Below are 19910 nucleotides of genomic sequence, written 5' to 3'. Positions count from 1 at the left end.
CTTCATTGTCGGGAACAATAATACGTCTCTGATTGCCTGGCTGTCTGTCAACAGCATAACAAGACGGTCAATACCGTATCCGATACCACCTGTCGGAGGCATACCAATCTCCAGTGCATTTAAGAAGTCTTCATCTGTATGGTTTGCTTCTTCATCGCCTGCGGCGAAAGCTTCTTCCTGAGCTGCGAAACGTGCTCTCTGATCAATTGGATCGTTTAATTCGGAGTATGCATTACACATTTCACGACCGTAAATAAACAGCTCGAAACGCTCAACCAGTTCCGGATTTTCCGGTTTTCTCTTTGTAAGCGGAGAAATTTCAACCGGATGATCCATAACAAATGTCGGCTGAACCAGATTTTCTTCGCAGAATTCTTCGAAGAACAAGTTGATAATATCGCCTTTTTTATGACGTGGTTCATATGCAATATGATGTTCATCGGCAAGTTTCTTTGCTTCTTCATCCGATTTAACTTCGGAGAAGTCAACACCAGAATATTTCTTAACAGCATCGATCATTGTGATACGTTCAAATGGCTTAGACATATCGATAATTGTATCATTATAGCTAAGCACGGCACTTCCGCAAACTGTTTCGGCAAGATAGCGGAACATGCTTTCCGTAAGCTCCATCATACCTTCATAGTCCGTATAGGCCTGATATAATTCCATGAGAGTAAATTCCGGATTGTGACGTGTATCTACACCTTCATTACGGAATACACGACCGATCTCATATACTCTTTCAAGACCGCCGACGATCAGACGTTTCAGATAGAGTTCAAGAGAGATACGAAGTTTAACATCCTCATCCAGTGCGTTGTAGTGTGTTTCAAATGGTCTTGCTGCCGCACCGCCTGCATTGGATACAAGCATTGGTGTTTCAACTTCCATAAATCCACGTCCGTCAAGGAATTTACGAATTTCTTTAAGAATCTGGGAACGTTTGATAAATGTATCTTTTACTTCCGGATTCATGATCAGATCCACATATCTCTGACGATAGCGAATATCTGTATTTGTCAGACCATGGAATTTTTCCGGAAGAATCTGAAGGCTCTTTGAGAGAAGTGTAACTTCTGCTGCATGAATGGAGATCTCACCAGTCTTTGTTCTGAAAACCTCGCCTTTTAATCCAACGATATCACCGATATCCATTTTCTTAAATGCTTTATATTCTTCTTCACCGATACTGTCACGGGCAACATAGGACTGGATCATTCCCTGTAAATCCTGAATATGGCAGAAAGATGCCTTACCCATAACACGTTTAGACATAACACGGCCAGCCAGAGTAACTGTCTGACCTTCCAATGTTTCAAAATTATCTTTTACTTCCTGGCTGTGATGACTTACGTCATATTTTGTAATGACAAAAGGATCTTTTCCATTGTCCTGAAGCTCTTTAAGTTTTTCTCTGCGCACTTTCAGAAGCTGATTAATATCCTGTGCCTGACCGTTCTTTTCTCCTGCCACTGTAATTCTCCCCTCTTAGATGTTCGCTCTCTGGATCTCCAGAATACGGAACATTAATAAACCAATCTGTGTTTCTACTTCAATTGTCTCTCCAACTTTACGACCAATAAGTGCACTTCCTACAGGTGACTCATTGGAAATTTTACAATTAAGGCTGTCTGCCTCTGTGGAACCAACGATCTGGTATTCCACTTCTTCTTCCATATCCACATCGTAAAGACGCACACGACAACCGATACTGATTGTATCTAAATCTACTTCATCTTCATCGACAACTTCAACATTTTTAAGAATCTTTTCAATTTCTTCGATTCTTGCTTCAATGTCTCTCTGTTCATCTTTCGCTGCATCATATTCAGCATTTTCAGATAAGTCACCCTGCTCTCTGGCTTCTTTAATCTTCTGTGCAACTTCTTTTCTTTTAACAACTTTTAAATCAAATAATTCGTCTTCTAATGCTTTAAGTCCAGCAAAGGTTAAGATATTTTTCTTAGCTTCCACTTTAATACGACCTTCCTTTATATATTTCTATTTTATGCTCAAAGTTTCAGTTTACATTCGTAATATTATAACGTAAGAATCCGGGCGTGTCAATATCCGCCCTTGCCCATTTTATCGCTGTTTTCCGTGGTTTATATAGGTTTCAAGGAGCTGTTCAAGCTCTTCCATGCTCTCAACCTGATTGACCATCCCGCGAAGCTTTGATGAACCCGGGTATCCGGTAGTATACCAGGCAACATGCTTTCGCATCTGACGTATTCCGAGATATTCTCCGGAAAACTCCACCTGCATCCGTGCATGACGAAGAATCATTTCCACAACCTCTTCGATTGAAGGCTTCGGTGTTCCATAGAGAATCTGTCCAATCAGCCATGGGTTTCCCTGAAGCCCTCGGGCAACCATGATACCGTCACATCCGGTCTGTTTCTGTATCTCTTTCGCAGCTTCCGAAGAGTTGATATCACCATTTCCAATCACAGGAATATTTACAGCTTCCTTCACCTGACGAATGATGTCCCAGTCAGCCTTTCCGTGATAATATTGCTCCCTTGTACGTCCATGGACAGCCACCGCAGCCGCACCGCTCTCCTGGGCAATATGAGCCATTTCAACAGCATTGACATGTTCATCATCAAAACCTTTGCGGATCTTGACTGTCACAGGTTTTTCTGTAGCCTTTGCCATGGCCTCAATAATTTTCCCCGCAAGGAGAGGCTGTTTCATCAGTGCAGATCCCTCTCCGTTATTGACAACTTTCGGCACAGGACATCCCATATTGATATCAATGATGTCAAAAGGACGGTCCTCGATCTTTCTGACCATCTCTGCCATAAGCTCCGGATCCGAACCAAAAAGCTGAAGCGAAAAGGGCCGTTCCTTTTCATCAACCATCATCAGTGGCTCTGTATTTTTATTATTATAATAGATTGCTTTGGCACTCACCATCTCGCTGCAGACGAGCCCTGCTCCCTGCTCTTTTAAAAGCAAGCGAAATGGCAGGTCTGTTACGCCTGCCATGGGTGCCGCTATCACATTGTTCTCTAAAATTACGCTTCCGATTCTCATTTTCCTGTACAACGTCTGTGAATAATGCGAAGTCCTTTTAAAGTTAAAAGGCTATCATAAATATCAATAGCCTCACACTCTTCTGCAATAATGCCTCCGAGTCCGCCGGTTGCAATAACTTTGATATTTGGAAGTCCGGATTCTTCCTTCATCTTTTTAACAATATATTCGGCTTCTCCGATACTTCCGTAGAAAAGTCCTGCCTGAATGTTGGAAATGATCTCTTTGGCAAGAATGGACTTCGGTTTCTTGATCTCGACATCCGGAAGCTTTGCTGTCTGGTTGCTCAAAGCATTGGCACTCATCTGAATACCCGGTGCGATAACTACCGCATCCAGACTTCCATCTTCCAGAATCAATTCAAATGTCGTCGCCGAACCATAATCAATGACAATTGCAGGTCCGCCGTAAATCTCTTTTGCAGCTGCTGCATCGACAATGAGATCCGCTCCGGCCTCTTTTGGATTTTCTCCATTAATACGTACACCGGTTTTTACTCCCGGTCCTACAACGATTGGTTCAGAACAGAAATATTTTTTGATACCGCTTGTAAATGAATACATGATATCCGGAACAACAGATGCAATGATGACCTGATCGATATCTTTCGGATCGAATCCGGCACTCTGAATCAATTCTCTCATAAGAACACCATATTCATCCGATGTTCTTGGCATCTGTGTCGTCATTCTGAAATTGCCGAGAAGAATTTCCCCACGAAAAATTCCCACTGTAATATTTGTATTTCCAATATCAATTGCCAATAACATTATTTCTTCCTCCTTATTCTATAATTGATGAATCCCCCAGAAAAACAACTCGATAGTACGTTTCCAGAGATTCAAACAGTTCCGCTCTTTCCCGCTGAATCTGTCTGATTTTAAGACCGCTTCCGATCTCATCGAATAAAATATCCTCTTCTGCCACATCGACACGAAGTCTGAGATCGCCTTCCGGCCCGAATTCCATGATCAAAACACCGCCAACATCGGCTGTAAAGAGAACACAGATAATTTTTAATTCCTCCTTGATTCCCTCCGGCAGTCCGCTGAAAGCTTCATTTAAATAAAATTTTTCCTCATAGGCACTGGCCGCGCACAGCACCACATTCTCCTGCTGCATAATCTTTCCTCTATTTCATATATCCATAAACACCACGAATAGACACTTCACCGGAGCGAACAATAACATCACCTTCATCGGAGGATACGATCAATTCTCCTATATCATTAATTCCCCGTGAAATTCCCCGCCATACCCGACGTATCTCGTGGACATCGATCTCCTTATCTTTGTGAATCAGACCGGCATTATACCGTTCCTTCAAAAACCGAAGATCTCCCGTCTTTAAAAATTCCCGGTAATTCTTTTCAAAATGATCCATAACACATGCTATAATTTCTGCACGGTGATAATTTTCACCAGTCACCATCGACATTGATATGGCTGTCTTTTCCAACTCTTCCGGAAAGAATTTCATATTCGCATTGATTCCGATACCGATTACAATATAATTGATTCTATCCGGTCCGGCACTCATCTCGGTTAATATTCCTGTAACTTTCCGGCCGTCAATCACAATATCATTCGGCCACTTAATACCTGCCGCTATGCCATAGTCCTGCATCATCTCGTGAACAGCCATGGCACCGACCAATGTCACCATGGACGCATCCATCGGCGGAATCTCCGGTTTCAATATCAAGGACATCCATATACCGCATCCCTCCGGAGAAAAAAATGCCCGGCCCATCCGTCCTTTTCCTGTGTTCTGCGTCTCCGCAATAATCAGAGAACCTTCCTCGGCTCCCTGTTCTGCCAACATACGTGCCTGATCATTGGTCGAACCGAGACAATCATAATAATAAATCTTGCGCCCCATGACCTCTGTCGTCATAACACTTAATATCTCAGGTACTGTCAGAACATCCGGACTAGCGATAAGGCGATAACCTTTCCGGTTTATCGCCTCAATCTCATAACCATCATTTTGAAGCTGCTTCATCACCTTCCAGACTGCTGTCCGGGACACTTGAAAATGTTCGCATAATTCCTGTCCGGAAATAAAATCTTTTCGTGATTTTAACATCTGCAAAATTTCATCTTTCACTTAACCATTCTCCTATATTTCGTCACATAAAGTTGCCGCCATCACTGCTTTGATCGTATGCATACGATTCTCAGCTTCATCAAATACTTTTGACTGGGAGGACTCGAATACTTCATCTGTCACTTCCATATCCGTGATGCCAAAACGTTCACCCATTTCTTTTCCAATGGTTGTTTTAAGATCATGGAAAGCAGGCAGGCAGTGAAGGAAAATAGCCTGAGGTCCTGCATTCTCCATCAGTGCTTTTGTCACCTTATAAGGGGACAGATCCCGGATACGTTCTTCCCATACTTCATCCGGCTCACCCATAGATACCCATACATCCGTACAGATGATATCCGCATCCTTTGTTCCTTTGATCGGATCTTCTTCAAAAGTAATGGAACCTCCGGAAATTTCAGCGAATGCTTCACATTCTTTTCTCAACTCTTCATTTGGGAAATACTTTTCCGGTGCACATGCTACAAAATCAAGTCCGAGTTTTGAACATGCAACCATATAGGAATTCGCCATGTTATAACGGGCATCACCGATATACACCAGTTTTTTGCCTTTGATCTCACCAAAGTGTTCACGAATTGTAAGGAAATCCGCAAGCATCTGCGTCGGATGGTATTCATTTGTAAGACCATTCCATACAGGAACTCCGGCATATTCTGCCAGTTCTTCAACGATTTCCTGTCCGAAACCTCTGTATTCAATACCTTCATACATTCTTCCGAGAACCCGCGCTGTATCTTCAATGCTCTCTTTCTTTCCAATCTGAGAACTTGATGGTTCCAGATAAGTTGTACCCATACCCAGATCATGGGCTGCAACTTCAAAAGAACAACGTGTTCTTGTACTTGTTTTTTCAAAAATAAGTGCCACATTTTTGCCTCTGAGCACATCTACCGGAATTCCCTTTTTCTTACGGTTTTTCAAATCCGCAGCAAGATCCAGTAAGTAAATGATTTCTTCTTCTGTAAAGTCTTTTAATGTCAAAAAATTTCTGCCCTTTAAATTCATCTTTCTATCTCCTATATTTTATGACTCTTTAATTGTCTCTACAACAGATTTGGCAAGTCCCGCCATTCCCTGAATCTCTGAAGGAATGATGATCTTCGTTGCCTGTCCGTTGGCTGCCTTCTCAAATGCCTCCAGGCTCTTGATTCGAAGAACGGCCTCATCTGCTCCCGCTTCTCTTAAGAAACGGATACCATCCGCATTCGCCTGCTGAATCTTAAGAATGGCCTGTGCCTCACCTTCTGCTTCGCGAATCTTAGCTTCGCGTGCCGCTTCCGCACGAAGAATTCTTGCTTCTTTATCCGCCTGTGCATCAAGGATCGCCGATTCCTTATGACCTTCTGCGCGAAGAATTGCGGAACGCTTTTCACCTTCAGCGATAAGAATCGATTCTCTTCGTTCACGCTCAGCTTTCATCTGTTTTTCCATGGCATCCTGAATTGCTGCCGGAGGAATAATATTCTTTAATTCAACACGATTTACTTTAATTCCCCATGGATCTGTTGCCACATCCAGAGTGGAACGCATCTTGGCATTAATAATCTCTCTGGAAGTCAGAGATTCATCCAGCTCCAGTTCACCGATGATGTTTCGGAGCGTCGTTGCTGTCAGGTTCTCGATCGCCATGATCGGATTCTGGACACCATAGCAATATAACTTCGGATCTGTAATCTGATAAAATACGACGGTATCTATCCTCATCGTAACATTATCTTTTGTGATTACCGGCTGAGGTGCAAAATCAACGACCTGCTCTTTTAAAATAACTTTCTTTGCAACTTTATCAATGATCGGCACTTTTACGTGAAATCCTACAGACCAGGTTCCCTGATAAGCCCCCAGACGTTCAATAACATAAGCATGTGCCTGAGGTACGATCTTAATACTGGATACAACAAGAATCAAAATAATTAATATCAAAACGATAATCGGTATAAAAACCATAAAACGACCCATCATAGGCTCTCTTCCTCCCCTTTTTCCTTCTCAACCATCAGTTTCACACCGGCAATACCGGCAATGCGCACCATCTCATCCTTACGGAAGGTCACCTCGTCTTTTGTAGAACGGGCTGTCCATTCCATGCCGTTCACCATGACCTGTCCCTCAGATTTCAGGTTATTCACAGGTATCAACACTCTGGCTCTGTGACCGACAAGGCTCTCCGCATTCGTCTTGGTTGTCGTCTTATTCAGGTAACGCGTCATGACCGGACGGGTAAATACCAGCATAATCACTGATACAACAATAAAAGCAACAACCTGAACATAGAGAGGCATGTTCACCAATGCCAGCAAAAATGCTGCCAGGGCTCCCACCGCAAACCATACGGTCGTCAGTCCGAGTGTAAGAATCTCAATCAGCAGCAATACACCAAAAGCTGCCAACCAGAAGATTTCATACATACCTCTTCCTCCTTTCGTCAGTTATGCATTCTCTGCCGCTTAGCCTCATACATAAGAAGAGCTGCAGCAACACCTGCATTCAGTGACTCCACCTGTCCGGCCATCGGAATACGTATGTAATCGGTTGCCAGATCAGCCAATTCATCACTGAGTCCATTCGCCTCATTACCAATCATAAAGCAAATATCCGAACAATAATCCTGCTCGAAATAACTCTTGTCCCCTTTAAGATGTGCTGCATAAACATGCATATTCAACTGGCGCATCGCATGAACCACCTGAGTCAGATCATCTGCGATCGCTACAGGAACCCTGTAAATCGATCCCATCGTTGAACGAATGACCTTCGGCATAAACGGATCCACCGATGTCCGGTTAAGAATTACCCCATGAATTCCCGCGCCCTCACCAGTTCTTAAAATCGTCCCAAGATTTCCCGGATCCTGAAGCGATTCTAAAATTAAAAACATCTTTTTATCTTGAACGGAAAGGAAATCTTTCCAATCAAAAACTATCATATCGACAACGGCCATAATCCCCTGCGGCGTTAATGTATCCGATGCTTCTTTAAACACTTTATCACTGAGAATCTCAAACAGACATCCGGTCTCTTCGGCTTTTTTCTCAGCTTTCATACGATGTTCCCCGTTTTGCATAAAAGCTTCAGACACATAAATTTCTCTCAGACGCTCCTTTGGAGCTTCCATGACCATCTTAATACCTTCAACAACAAAGCACTGTTTTTCCCTTCGGACTTTACCTTTCTTCTGCAGCTGTATTAAATTTTTAACTTTTGGATTTGATACACTTGTGATCATCTAAGCTTCTACTCCAATTTTTGCAAAATCATCATTTTTACCAACAATAACAAGCATCATATCACTCTTAAATGGTTCGTCCGGATTCATATTGACCTTCAGATCATCGCCTCTCTTCATACCGATAATATTCAGACCGTAATTTTCCCGAACATTCAGCTGCCGCAGAGATTTCCCGATCCACATGTCCGGCACCGGCATCTCGACCATACTGAACTCTTTTGAGAGTTCCACAAGGTCAACAAATTCGCCACCCATGAGATTTCTCGCCAGCCGGCTTCCCATCTCGCCTTCCGGAAAAACGATCCTGTCCGCACCGATCTTCTCCAGAATATGCTTATGAATCTCATTCTCCGCTTTGGCAACAATAAACTTTGAGCCCTTTTCCTTTGCAAGGATCGTAGCCATAATATTCGCCTGCATGTTCGTCGACACACCAATGATCACACAATCCAGGTTACTGATTCCCAGATTATCCAAAACATCCGGATCTGTAATATCGGCTACCATCGCACAGGTTACAATATCCGCAACCTCATCTACCCTGTCCGGATCGGAATCGACCGCAATAACCGAGTTACCGCCCTCCGCCAGAGTCTTTGCCACAGCTGTGCCGAATTTACCCAGACCGAGTACACCATAATCTTTTTTACTCATAGTTTTACCTCTCAAAATTCTGACATCTCTGATTTATAGTATATCATACTCCATAATTTCTTGAAATACCTCAAGTCTTATCTATACAAATATTTTACCTTCCGGAAGCTTTCTATGAACTTTTTTGTTCTTAGAGTTGACATTCATGACCATAGCCATCGTAATAGGACCAAGACGTCCGCAATACATACTTGCAATAATGATGATTTTCCCTGCCAACGTCAATCCCTCTGTTATGCCCATCGTAAGGCCAACCGTTCCCAATGCTGAAAATGTTTCATACATAATCTGAAGCATTGGAAGATCTGTTTCAAAACAACACATGGCAAATGTACTCAAAACAAGACTGACAACCTGAAGTAAAACGACACAAAGTGCCTTCATCACATTTTCAAGTCCGATTCTCCGATGTCCGAGCTCCACATCATCTTTTCCGGTAATAACAGCCAAAACTGAAAATGCGATAAGCATCACGGTAACTGTTTTTACACCGCCGGCCGTTCCACCCGGTGAACCTCCGATAAACATCATAACACAGCCGAGAATAGCACTTGCATTTGTCATACCTGCCTGATCAATGCTTGCAAATCCTGCAGTTCGAAGTGTCACGGACTGAAAGATACTGGCCCATATCTTACCGCCCATGCTTAAATTGCCCATTGTCAAAGGATTATTATGTTCTAACGCATAAAAAATGACCGCACCGCCGGTAATCAGCACAAAAGTAGATGATAAAACAATCTTGCTGTGAAGACTCATACGTCTCCAGGACATCTTAAAACTCATCTTTTCTTTACGCACTCTCCGGATCATAGCAAGAAAATCCCACCATACAAAAAATCCAAGACCGCCGATCACAATAAGTCCCATTGTTATAAGGTTCATAAGTGGATGATCGACATAGTCCATCATACTGTTTGCTCCCATCAGATCCATTCCCGCATTACAGAATGCTGAAATGGAAGTGAACACAGAAACCCATATTCCTTTTAACAGACCATAGCGCGGTATGAATATGAAAGTATACAAAACTGCCCCGATGCCTTCCACGATCAAAGAACCTTTTATCATCTTTTTCACCATACGTACAAGTCCCGTAAGGGTATCAAATCCATAAGCCTCCTGAATGAGCATCCTCTGCTTCAGCTGGATCCTTTTTCCTGCAATAATTAATAACAGGGTTGTAAATGATACCACACCCAGGCCTCCAAGCTGAATCATAATAAGAATGACTACCTGCCCAAAAAAGCTCCAGTGTTCTCCTGTCACCACTGTAACAAGCCCCGTCACACAGGAGGATGTTGTCGCTGTGAAAAGTGCATCAATATAAGGTGTCCTTTGTCCGTCTGCCGCCGCAAAAGGCAGAGATAAAAGGATTGATCCAACAAAAATCAAAATCACAAACCCCAATGCGATAATATGTGTTGTTTTTAATTCAAAACTCTTTTTTTTCTCCATCAAAGTTAAATCCCTCGTCATATCAAGGATAGCGCAGTCCTCATAATGAAAACTGCGCTATACCCTTCCGTCTATTTTTTATCTGGCCATAATACGTGAAACAGATAACTGGAACGGATCCAGTTCCTTAGTCATACTTAAAGCTTCATCAATATCAAAATCCACAAACTCGCCGTGCTTATAAGCGACCACTCGGTTTGTCTTTCCCGATACAAGCACATCCACCGCATAAGCTCCCATAATAGAGGCATAAACCCGGTCCTTTGCCGTAGGATTACCTCCGCGCTGAAGGTGACCGAGAATCGTTGCACGGGTTTCAATTCCGGTTGCCGCTTCAATTCTTCGAGCCATACTTGTAGAATGACCGATACCCTCTGCATTGATAATAATATGATGTGTCTTACCGATCTTTCTGCTCTGAATAATATGCTCAACAATAAGCTGCTCATCATAATTATAGGTCTCCGGAAGTAAAATATCCTCCGCACCATTGGCAATACCACACCATAATCCGATATAACCCGCATTTCTTCCCATGACTTCAATAATACTGCAGCGCTCGTGAGATGTTGATGTATCCCTTACCTTATCAATAGCTTCCATAGCCGTATTCACTGCCGTATCAAAACCAATCGTGTAATCTGTACAGGAAATATCCAGATCGATCGTCCCCGGAACACCCACTGTATTAATACCTAAAGCAGCAAGTTTCTGAGCGCCTCTGAAAGAACCGTCTCCTCCGATAACAACAATTCCGTCAATACCGTGCTTACGGCAGATCTCTGCCCCAAGTTTCTGTCCGGCTTCCGTACGAAATTCTTCACATCGTGCTGTATATAAAAATGTACCGCCTCTATTTAAAATGTCCGAAACACTTCCGGCACCCAGGTCGACAATGTCTTCCTCAAGAAGTCCCGCATAACCTTTGCGGATCCCTTTAACTTTGCATCCTGCTGTTACTGCAGTACGAACCACCGCACGCACAGCTGCATTCATACCAGGTGCGTCACCGCCGCTGGTCAGTACACCAATTGTTTTTATTTCTTTTTTCATGTCATGACCTCCGTCCTTGCGAATTGATGCCCATTATTTTGATATTTTAATACAGATTTACTGCCTTTTCAAGACAGATTGCTGAAGTTTTACATTTTCCTCGCCAAAAGCACTTCTGAGTATCTGAAGCATACGATCATCCCCATGAACGGCATACCGATTTTCCAGCTTTTTCACAGCCTTTTCTCTGGCACAGTAAATAACGATCCGATCTGTACCCGATTCCATCTCCAGCATACGATACAATTCCTGTTCACGCTGCATATAGTCATCTTTACTGTCAAATTTAATCCATATCTCCTTTGGTATCTCATCAAAAGGAATGATACGCTCACAGACAAGTTTAGCCTGCTGATCTTCAGAAGCAGACACTCTTCCCCGGATATACACCTTCTGCTCCTCTGTCAGATATTTTTGATGTTTCTCATAATCCTGCGGAAAAACAACGACCTCAACCGTGCCCACAAGGTCCTCCAGCGTCAAAAAAGCCATCAGTTTATTATTTCGTGTTACCTTCACCGTTTTCGATGTGATCATACCGCCGATGATGACATTCTGATTATCGCGCACCCGGCTCTCACCCGTATCCTCATCCAGATAAAAATCCGTTGTAACTGCCGTGACATTTTTCGTAAGAAATTTTTCATACTCCTCCAGGGGATGACCGCTGATATAAATGCCAAGCACCTCTTTTTCAAATGCAAGTTTCAATTCTTTATCATATTCGCCCACATTTGGATAATGCACATCAAATTCTGCTTTATCCTCATCCGATACAAAATCAAACAGCGTCATCTGTCCGGTCATCGATTTCTTCCGCTCCTGATTCACCTGATCCATGACCTGAACATAGACCATCATCAACTGACGCCTCGTGGCATGAAGCCCATCCATTGCTCCCGATTTAACAAAACTTTCTATCGTCCGTTTGTTCACTTCTTTTCCTGAAAGACGCTCGATAAAATCTTTCAGGCTGATAAAAGGACCATTTGCTTTTCTCTCTTTTACAATATTGTCGATCACGCCGCGGCCCACACTCTTAATCGCCGAAAGTGCATACCGTATTTTACCGTCAGATACGGAAAAATCCCGTTCCCCCTCGTTAATGTCCGGAGGAAGAATCTTTATATTCATCTTCCGGCATTCCATAATATATTCGGCTACCTTCGAAGGATTATCAATGACAGATGTCATCAACGCAGCCATAAATTCTACCGGATAATAGTATTTCAGCCATGCTGTCTGATAGGAAACAATCGTATACGCTGCCGCATGAGACTTATTAAAAGCATATTTGGCAAAATCTGTCATATCATCAAATATCTTATTGGCAATGCGTTCATCAATACCTCTGGCAATACATCCCGGAACATTGAGTTCCTTATTGCCATAAACAAAGTATTCCCTCTCTTTTGCCATAACATCCGCTTTTTTCTTAGACATGGCACGTCGAACCAGATCACTTCGTCCCAGATCGTAACCGGCCAGCTTCATAACGATCTGCATAACCTGTTCCTGATAAACGATACAACCATATGTCGGTGCCAGAATCTCCTCAAGCTCCGAACAGTCATACACGATCTCCGACTGATTTTGTTTTCCTTTTATATATTTCGGAATAAAGTCCATAGGTCCCGGACGATACAGGGAAATTCCCGCAATAATATCTTCCAGTGTGGACGGTTTCAATTCTTTCATGAAACTCTTCATACCGGCACTTTCAAGCTGAAATATCCCCTCTGTCCGGCCGGAAGAAATCATCTCATACACTTTCGGATCATCATAATTAATTTTGTTCATATCAAGAGGAATATCCCGCTGCCGGTTTATAAGATTCACTGCATTCTGAATAACCGTTAATGTTCTTAATCCGAGAAAATCCATCTTTAACAATCCCAGTTCTTCCAGAGTCGTCATAGTGAACTGGGTTGTTATACAGTCATCCACCCCTCGGGACAAAGGCACAAACTCATCGACAGCTTTCGGACTGATAACAACTCCCGCTGCATGTGTCGATGTATGTCTCGGAAGGCCTTCAAGACGTTTGGACATATCGATCAGTTCATGAATAACCGGATCCTCATCATAAATCTTTTTAAATTCCGGATTTTTCTTTAAGGCAAGATCAATCGTAATATTTAGCTCCGATGGCACCATCTTTGCAACCGAATCCACCTGAGCATAGGGAAGATCAAGGACTCTTCCCACATCACGAATAACACCTCTGGCAGCCATTGTACCAAATGTAACAATCTGTACAACACGCTCTTTTCCATATTTTCTGACAACATAGTCAATAACTTCCTGGCGTCTCTCAAAACAGAAATCCACATCAATATCCGGCATCGTCACCCGGTTCGGATTTAAAAAACGTTCAAACAGAAGATTGTATTTAATCGGATCCAGATCTGTAATTCCAAGACAATAAGATACAAGACTTCCGGCTGCCGATCCACGACCCGGCCCGACAGCAATGCCATGACTCTTTGCATAATGTATAAAGTCCCACACAATAAGGAAATAGTCTACAAAACCCATGTTTTTAATTGTAGATAATTCATATTCCAAACGTTTTTTTAAGCTTTCGTCCGGTTTTTCATAACGCTGTGTAAGCCCGTCCCAGGTCAGCTTATTCAAATAGCTCCATGCATCATAACCCTCCGGAACAGGAAATTCAGGAAGTTTATATTTACCGAATTCAATCTCTACATGACACCGGTTTGCAATCTTATGTGTATTCTCGCAGGCCTGCTTTGCATACGGAAAGAGCTTTTTCATCTCCTCCTCCGACTTGACATAGTACTGCCCGCCTTCATAACGCATACGATCTTCATCTGCCACCTTTTTTCCGGTCTGGATGCATAACAATATATCATGAGGTTTTTCATCTTCGGCATAGGTATAATGAATATCATTGGTCGCCACAAGTTCAATTCCTGTCTCCTGACTCATTCTGAGCAGACTGTTATTCACCGTTTTCTGAGCAGGAATTCCATGATCCTGAAGTTCCAGAAAGAAATTACCCTTTCCGAAAACAGATTCCAGCTCCAATGCCTTTAATTTTGCTTCTTCATAAAGCCCTTTTTGGATATATTCAGGTACAATACCGGCCAGGCAGGCACTGAGAGCTATAATCCCCTCATGATACTGACGAAGTACCTCCATATCCACTCTCGGTTTATAATAAAAACCTTCCGTAAAACCTCTGGATACAAGTTTCATCAGGTTATGATAACCCGTGTTATTCTCTGCCAGAAGAACAAGATGGTTATATTTATTATCCTGCTGTCCCCCTTTATCAAACCTGGAATTTGGGGCCACATAAACTTCACACCCGATAATCGGACGAATTCCCGCTGCTTTGGCGGCACGGTAAAAATCAATCACACCATACATCACACCATGGTCTGTGATTGCCACACTGTCCATTCCCAGTTCTTTTGTCCGGGCTACAAGTTCTTTTATTTTATTCGATCCATCCAGCAAACTGTATTCTGTATGCACATGCAAATGGGTAAATGCCATGAAACCTCACCTTTTTTATTTTTTAATAGTACTATCATACCATATGAAAAAGAAAAATGCTAATTACTTGTTATTTTCTTCAGAATTTTCTATACTGTATATATAGATCAATAATTCAGGAGGACTTATCATGGCTTTTCATTTAATCGATATGAATACCTGGGAACGCCGGGAACATTATAAATACTACCAGACACTGGTTCACTCAAATTATACACTGACAGCCCATATTGATATTACCGATCTGTTAGAAGAAGTCAAAAAACGTCATCTGCGCTTTTACCCGGTTTTTCTGTATGTCACTTCCAGTGCGGTTAACAGTATAAAAGAAATGCGCATGTCTAAAGACTCTGACGGAAATCTGGGTTACTGGGACGAGTGCCATCCGTCTTACACGATTTTCCACAAAGACGACTGTACTTTTTCTGATATATGGTCCGAATATAACAAGGATTTTTCTGTTTTTTATGAAACCTGCCTGAAAGATATGGAAAAATGGAAAGATGTCAAAGGCGTCAAAACAAAACCGAATAAGCCGGTCAATTTTACACCGATTTCCTGTGTTCCATGGATTTCATATACATCTATGTCTTATGACACACCAGTGACCTCTCCTCTGTATTTTCCTGTCATTCTTTTTGGCAAATATTTTCAGGAAAACAGAAAAATATTACTTCCTTTTTCGGTATATGTCCCTCATGCGGTTTCTGACGGATACCATACTTCATTATTTCTTAATACCATCCAGAAGATCGCCGACAATTATAAAGATTGGCTAAAATAAGAAAATCCCCTCTGAATCCTTAGCTTGATAGAATTCAGAGGGGATTTTATAAAAACTCTTTTATTTTTTACGTACACCGATTGCCATCGAATACTGGACTCTGTGTCGGTCTTCTACAATATCTTTAAGATAACCCGTCACACCATGCCCCTCATAGGGATCATTAAAAATATAGTGTGTGTCGTCATATCCAACGAGAAGCATACAATGCTCATTTGAAATCCATGTAAATACTTCGCCTGTATCATGCAAACGCCACTGGGGCCCGATCATCGGTTCACGCATATCAATACATGCCCAATAAATCACAGGAAGATTTTTATCAATATAATTCTCTAAAAGCCATGATGTGGGTTTTCCTGTCTCATCAATTACTTCATAGGAATCCCCAATGACCTTTTCCAAAGCTTTTTTGATCACAGGTGCATAACATCCGAAATCATCTTCATTATATGGGCTTCCGCAAAAGCTTTGCCTCGGATCCGGCCCAAAGAGCTGATTTTCTTTCATCTCAAATGGCTGACACTCCAGATATTTTTCAATAAACTCATCTACAGAAACAGCATATCCGAGATAATTTAGAAGCATTACCGCTGACACACTCTCACATCCTGTAGGATATAAATCTTTCTGACTGATATAGGGCACATTAAGCTTTTTCACTGTCAGCAACCTTTCCATATTTTGCTTCTGTCCATCGCTTCATTACCGTCAGAACAATTAACAGCAGAATGAGGCTCACGCCAAGAGATAACCACCACGTTTTGACAATTCCTGCGATCAGATAGCCGACAAAACATACGATAGCCACCACCATCGCATACTGCATCTGGGTCGATACGTGATTAATATGATTACTCTGAGCCCCCGCTGATGACATGACGGTCGTATCCGAAATCGGCGATACATGATCCCCACAGACTGCTCCTGCAAGTACTGCTGAAACTGCAATAATCATCATTTCAATGTTGTCCGCACCCGGGAACATAGCGATGACGATCGGAACAAGAATTGCAAATGTTCCCCAGCTTGTGCCTGTGGAAAATGCCAGAAATATAGCCACAAGAAACATGATAGCCGGAATGAAAACACTGGCCGAAGTGTTGCTTCCGACAACACTTTCAACAAATGAGGCGATACCCAGCGCATCTCCGACACCCTTTAAAGACCATGCAAAAATCAATATGGCAACTGCCGGGATCATCAATCGGAACCCTTCGACAAAACTGTCCATGAATCCTTTAAAAGTAACAACTTTGCGCGGCAGATACAAAACAAGCATGAACAATATCGTCACAGAGGTTGCAAAAATCAAACTGATCTCCGCATTACATCCGGCAAAGGCTGTAATAATATCCGTTGCACCGTCCAAAAATCCGGTGTAGATCATCGCACCGATGGCAGAAACAATCAGGACTGCAACCGGGAGAACAAGATCCAGCACATGCCCCCTTGAAGATCCCTCTTCCTGTTTGATCTGTTCGAATTCCCCGGCACCGGAAGTAAAAAGATCTCCGTTTGCCGCATTGATCTCATGTTTTCTCATGAGTCCGAAATCAAATCCACTGATGGAAACATACAATACCATAGCTAATGTAAGTAATGCATATAGATTGTAAGGTATCGTACGAAGGAATAATTGAAAACCTGTAATTCCCGCATCCGCCGGTACATAAGAGTTAACGGCTGCAGCCCAGCTTGAAACCGGAGCGATAATGCAAATCGGTGCTGCCGTCGCATCAATGATATAAGCAAGTTTCGCTCTGGATACTTTAAACCGGTCTGTCACAGGACGCATAACCGATCCTACTGTAAGACAGTTAAAATAATCATCCACAAAAATCAGTACACCAAGCCCTGTTGTGGCCAGTAATGCACTTTTCTTTGATTTAATATGCTTTCCGGCCCAATTGCCATAGGCAGCTGACCCGCCCGACTTCGCCATCAGCACAATGATCATACCAAGCAAAACATCAAAAATCAGAATATTCAGATTCATACTATCTTTCATAATACTGAAAAATGCATTGAATGCCTCCCACGGCTGAAAACCTGTATACAAAAGTGCACCGAAAGCTACTCCTATGAACAGAGAACTGTAGACTTCTTTTGTCACAAGCGCCAGCACAATAGCTAAAAGCGGCGGCACTAATGACCACCATGTTCCGATAAACATCGCACTGTCCATAAAATTTTTCCCCCTTTTATGTCTGTAGTATATCTATTTTATCGAATTCTCATGAAATATACAATCCTTTCATAAAAAAATCCCTGAAAGAGGGAGTTTTAATCGCTCTTTCAGGGAATAAAAATTATAACAACAGTTCGGATTATAATTTAAATGTAACAAGAAGGTCTTCCGAATTTACTTTTTCACCTTCGGAAACATAAACTTTTTCAACAACACCGGCTGTCTTCGAAACAATAGTTGTTTCAATCTTCATTGCTTCAACAACAAGAAGTGGTGTATTGACATCTACTTTATCGCCTTCTTTAACAAAGATCTGGCACACTGTTCCAGGAATCGAAGAACCGATCTGTTTTGGATCTGATTTATCTGCCTTCGGTTTCTGATTTACATGTACCATTTCGTTCTTGTCTTCGATAACGACTTCTCGAACCGCACCATTGACTTCAAATGTTAATGTACATTTTCCTTCATTGTCTGCAGGTGTCTTACTGATATATTTGATGATCAGAGTTTTACCTTGTCCGATATCAACAAAAGTCTCTTCTCTTGGACGAAGACCATAGAAGTAAACATGGCTCTGAAGCTGAGATACATCATTATAAGCTTCCAGATGTACACAGTAATCTTCATAAACCTTCGGATACATTGCATAACTTACAGCTTTCTGACGAACTTCTAACGGTGTGAATCCGGAAAGATCAAATTTACTCTTCAGGTAAGCTTCAATCTGCTCTAAGTCAAGACTTTCAAGCAATGTTCCCGGACGAACGGTGATCGGTTCCTGTCCTTTAAGAACGATCTTCTGGAATTCTTCAGGGAAACCGCCGTCAGGCTGTCCGATCATACCTTTGAAATATTCCACAACCGATTCCGGATAAGAAAGATCTTTGCCGACTGTAAGAATATTATCTTTATTTAAATCATTTTTAAACATGAAAATTGCAAGATCGCCTACAACCTTCGATGTCGGTGTAACTTTTACGATATTGCCGAGAAGATCATTTGCTTCTTTATAAAGACGTTTAATATCATCGAAACGGTCTTTTTCACCCATGTCTTTGACCTGAGCAAGAAGGTTGGAATACTGACCTCCAGGAATTTCGTATTTATAAATTTCTGCATTCGGTGAATACATGCCACTCTCAAATGGTTTATATACTTCACGAACTTTTGCATAGTATTCGCTTGCCTGATGAAGTTCTTCAATATCAAGCTGTGTATCTCTTTCAGTTCCTTTCAACATGGATACAATTGTATTCATGGATGGCTGACTTGTCAGAGAACTCATGGATTCAATAGCCATATCCGCAATATCCACACCAGCTTCTACTGCCATAAGGACTGTACTTACACCACTGCCTGTTGTATCGTGCGTATGTAAATTTACAGGAATCTTTAATTCTCGTTTTAATTCTGTAACCAGAGTTTTTGCTGCATATGGTTTGAGAAGTCCGGCCATATCCTTGATTGTCAGAATATGACATCCCATAGCTTCAATTTCTTTTGCTTTTTTCAGGTAATAATCCAATGTATATTTTTTCTCATTCGGACTGGAAATGTCACCTGTGTAGCAAATCGTACCTTCAACGATCTTGCCTGTTTTGAGTGCTTCTTCTACCGGCATCTTCATATTTTCGATCCAGTTCAGACTGTCAAAAATACGGAATACATCGATACCACGGTCTGCAGAAACACGGATAAATTCTTTTACAACATTATCCGGATAGTTACTGTAACCTACCGCATTGGATGCACGAAGCAGCATCTGAAGCAGTGTATTCGGCATTAACTGACGCAAAGTTGCAAGACGGCGCCATGGAGATTCCTTTAAGAAACGATAGGCTGTATCGTAAGTAGCTCC

The 19910-nt window shown here is 42.1% G+C and carries 18 protein-coding genes; 1 reads left to right on the top strand and 17 read right to left on the bottom strand.

Translation table 11 applies throughout. The features are described 5' to 3' along the window. From lysS to QZZ35_RS03855, 14 genes are all read right to left on the bottom strand, one after another. The coding region (gene lysS, locus QZZ35_RS03920; protein ID WP_291236251.1) for a lysine--tRNA ligase at window positions 1-1476 on the bottom strand (1476 nt) is incomplete at its 3' end. A gap of 15 nt (window positions 1477-1491) precedes the next feature. Continuing rightward, window positions 1492-1977 carry a transcription elongation factor GreA gene (gene greA, locus QZZ35_RS03915; RefSeq protein ID WP_291234357.1) on the bottom strand — a complete coding sequence of 162 codons (486 nt, stop codon included), beginning with the start codon at window positions 1975-1977 and terminating at the stop codon, window positions 1492-1494. A gap of 111 nt (window positions 1978-2088) precedes the next feature. Continuing rightward, a complete protein-coding gene (dusB, locus tag QZZ35_RS03910; RefSeq protein ID WP_291236250.1) occupies window positions 2089-3042 on the bottom strand; it encodes a tRNA dihydrouridine synthase DusB in 954 nt (317 codons plus the stop codon). Continuing rightward, a complete protein-coding gene (locus tag QZZ35_RS03905) occupies window positions 3039-3812 on the bottom strand; it encodes a type III pantothenate kinase (RefSeq protein WP_291236249.1) in 774 nt (257 codons plus the stop codon). The genes dusB and QZZ35_RS03905 overlap by 4 nt, the downstream gene beginning before the upstream one ends. Window positions 3813-3825: 13 nt before the next feature. After that, on the bottom strand, window positions 3826-4164 hold the full coding sequence (locus QZZ35_RS03900) for a DUF6145 family protein (protein WP_291236248.1): 339 nt from the start codon (window positions 4162-4164) through the stop codon (window positions 3826-3828). Between the two features lie 10 nt (window positions 4165-4174). After that, window positions 4175-5152, bottom strand: a complete 978-nt coding sequence (locus QZZ35_RS03895) for a biotin--[acetyl-CoA-carboxylase] ligase (RefSeq protein WP_291236247.1) — start codon at window positions 5150-5152, stop codon at window positions 4175-4177. Window positions 5153-5164: 12 nt separating this feature from the next. Then, complete coding sequence (gene argF / locus QZZ35_RS03890) at window positions 5165-6160, bottom strand: ornithine carbamoyltransferase (protein ID WP_291236246.1); 996 nt, start codon at window positions 6158-6160, stop codon at window positions 5165-5167. A gap of 18 nt (window positions 6161-6178) precedes the next feature. After that, window positions 6179-7102 (bottom strand): SPFH domain-containing protein, encoded by a 924-nt coding sequence (locus QZZ35_RS03885; protein ID WP_394283100.1) that lies wholly within the window; start codon window positions 7100-7102, stop codon window positions 6179-6181. 11 nt (window positions 7103-7113) lie between these two features. Next, window positions 7114-7563 carry an NfeD family protein gene (locus QZZ35_RS03880; RefSeq protein WP_291236244.1) on the bottom strand — a complete coding sequence of 150 codons (450 nt, stop codon included), beginning with the start codon at window positions 7561-7563 and terminating at the stop codon, window positions 7114-7116. Between the two features lie 17 nt (window positions 7564-7580). Further along, window positions 7581-8381: a TrmH family RNA methyltransferase gene (locus tag QZZ35_RS03875; protein WP_291236243.1), complete on the bottom strand. Its 801-nt coding sequence runs from the start codon at window positions 8379-8381 to the stop codon at window positions 7581-7583. Beyond that, complete coding sequence (locus tag QZZ35_RS03870) at window positions 8382-9038, bottom strand: potassium channel family protein (RefSeq protein WP_291236242.1); 657 nt, start codon at window positions 9036-9038, stop codon at window positions 8382-8384. 81 nt (window positions 9039-9119) lie between these two features. Then, window positions 9120-10496 (bottom strand): TrkH family potassium uptake protein, encoded by a 1377-nt coding sequence (locus tag QZZ35_RS03865; protein ID WP_291236252.1) that lies wholly within the window; start codon window positions 10494-10496, stop codon window positions 9120-9122. A 78-nt stretch (window positions 10497-10574) separates the two neighbouring features. Next, on the bottom strand, window positions 10575-11549 hold the full coding sequence (gene pfkA, locus QZZ35_RS03860; protein WP_291234347.1) for a 6-phosphofructokinase: 975 nt from the start codon (window positions 11547-11549) through the stop codon (window positions 10575-10577). 57 nt (window positions 11550-11606) lie between these two features. Next, entirely contained in the window at window positions 11607-15074 is a 3468-nt protein-coding gene (locus tag QZZ35_RS03855; protein ID WP_291236241.1) for a DNA polymerase III subunit alpha, read from the bottom strand. A gap of 130 nt (window positions 15075-15204) precedes the next feature. On the opposite strand from QZZ35_RS03855, the gene QZZ35_RS03850 reads away from it, so the two are divergent. Then, window positions 15205-15858, top strand: coding sequence for a chloramphenicol acetyltransferase (locus tag QZZ35_RS03850; RefSeq protein ID WP_291236240.1), 654 nt, complete (start codon window positions 15205-15207; stop codon window positions 15856-15858). 60 nt (window positions 15859-15918) lie between these two features. Here QZZ35_RS03850 and QZZ35_RS03845 read toward each other — a convergent pair whose 3' ends face one another. The 3 genes from QZZ35_RS03845 to QZZ35_RS03835 all read right to left on the bottom strand — a co-directional run. Then, window positions 15919-16521, bottom strand: coding sequence for a C39 family peptidase (locus QZZ35_RS03845; protein ID WP_291236239.1), 603 nt, complete (start codon window positions 16519-16521; stop codon window positions 15919-15921). Beyond that, entirely contained in the window at window positions 16508-18046 is a 1539-nt protein-coding gene (locus QZZ35_RS03840; RefSeq protein ID WP_291236238.1) for a Na+/H+ antiporter NhaC family protein, read from the bottom strand. Before QZZ35_RS03840 ends, QZZ35_RS03845 begins: the two co-directional genes overlap by 14 nt. Before the next feature lie 142 nt (window positions 18047-18188). Then, the coding region (locus QZZ35_RS03835) for a pyruvate carboxylase subunit B (protein WP_291236237.1) at window positions 18189-19910 on the bottom strand (1722 nt) is incomplete at its 5' end.

It is taken from the genome of Frisingicoccus sp. (assembly GCA_016298055.1).
Lineage (GTDB): Bacteria > Bacillota > Clostridia > Lachnospirales > Lachnospiraceae > Frisingicoccus.
Note: the sequence above shows the minus strand (reverse complement) of the source record. Positions and strands in the feature narration are given on the sequence as shown.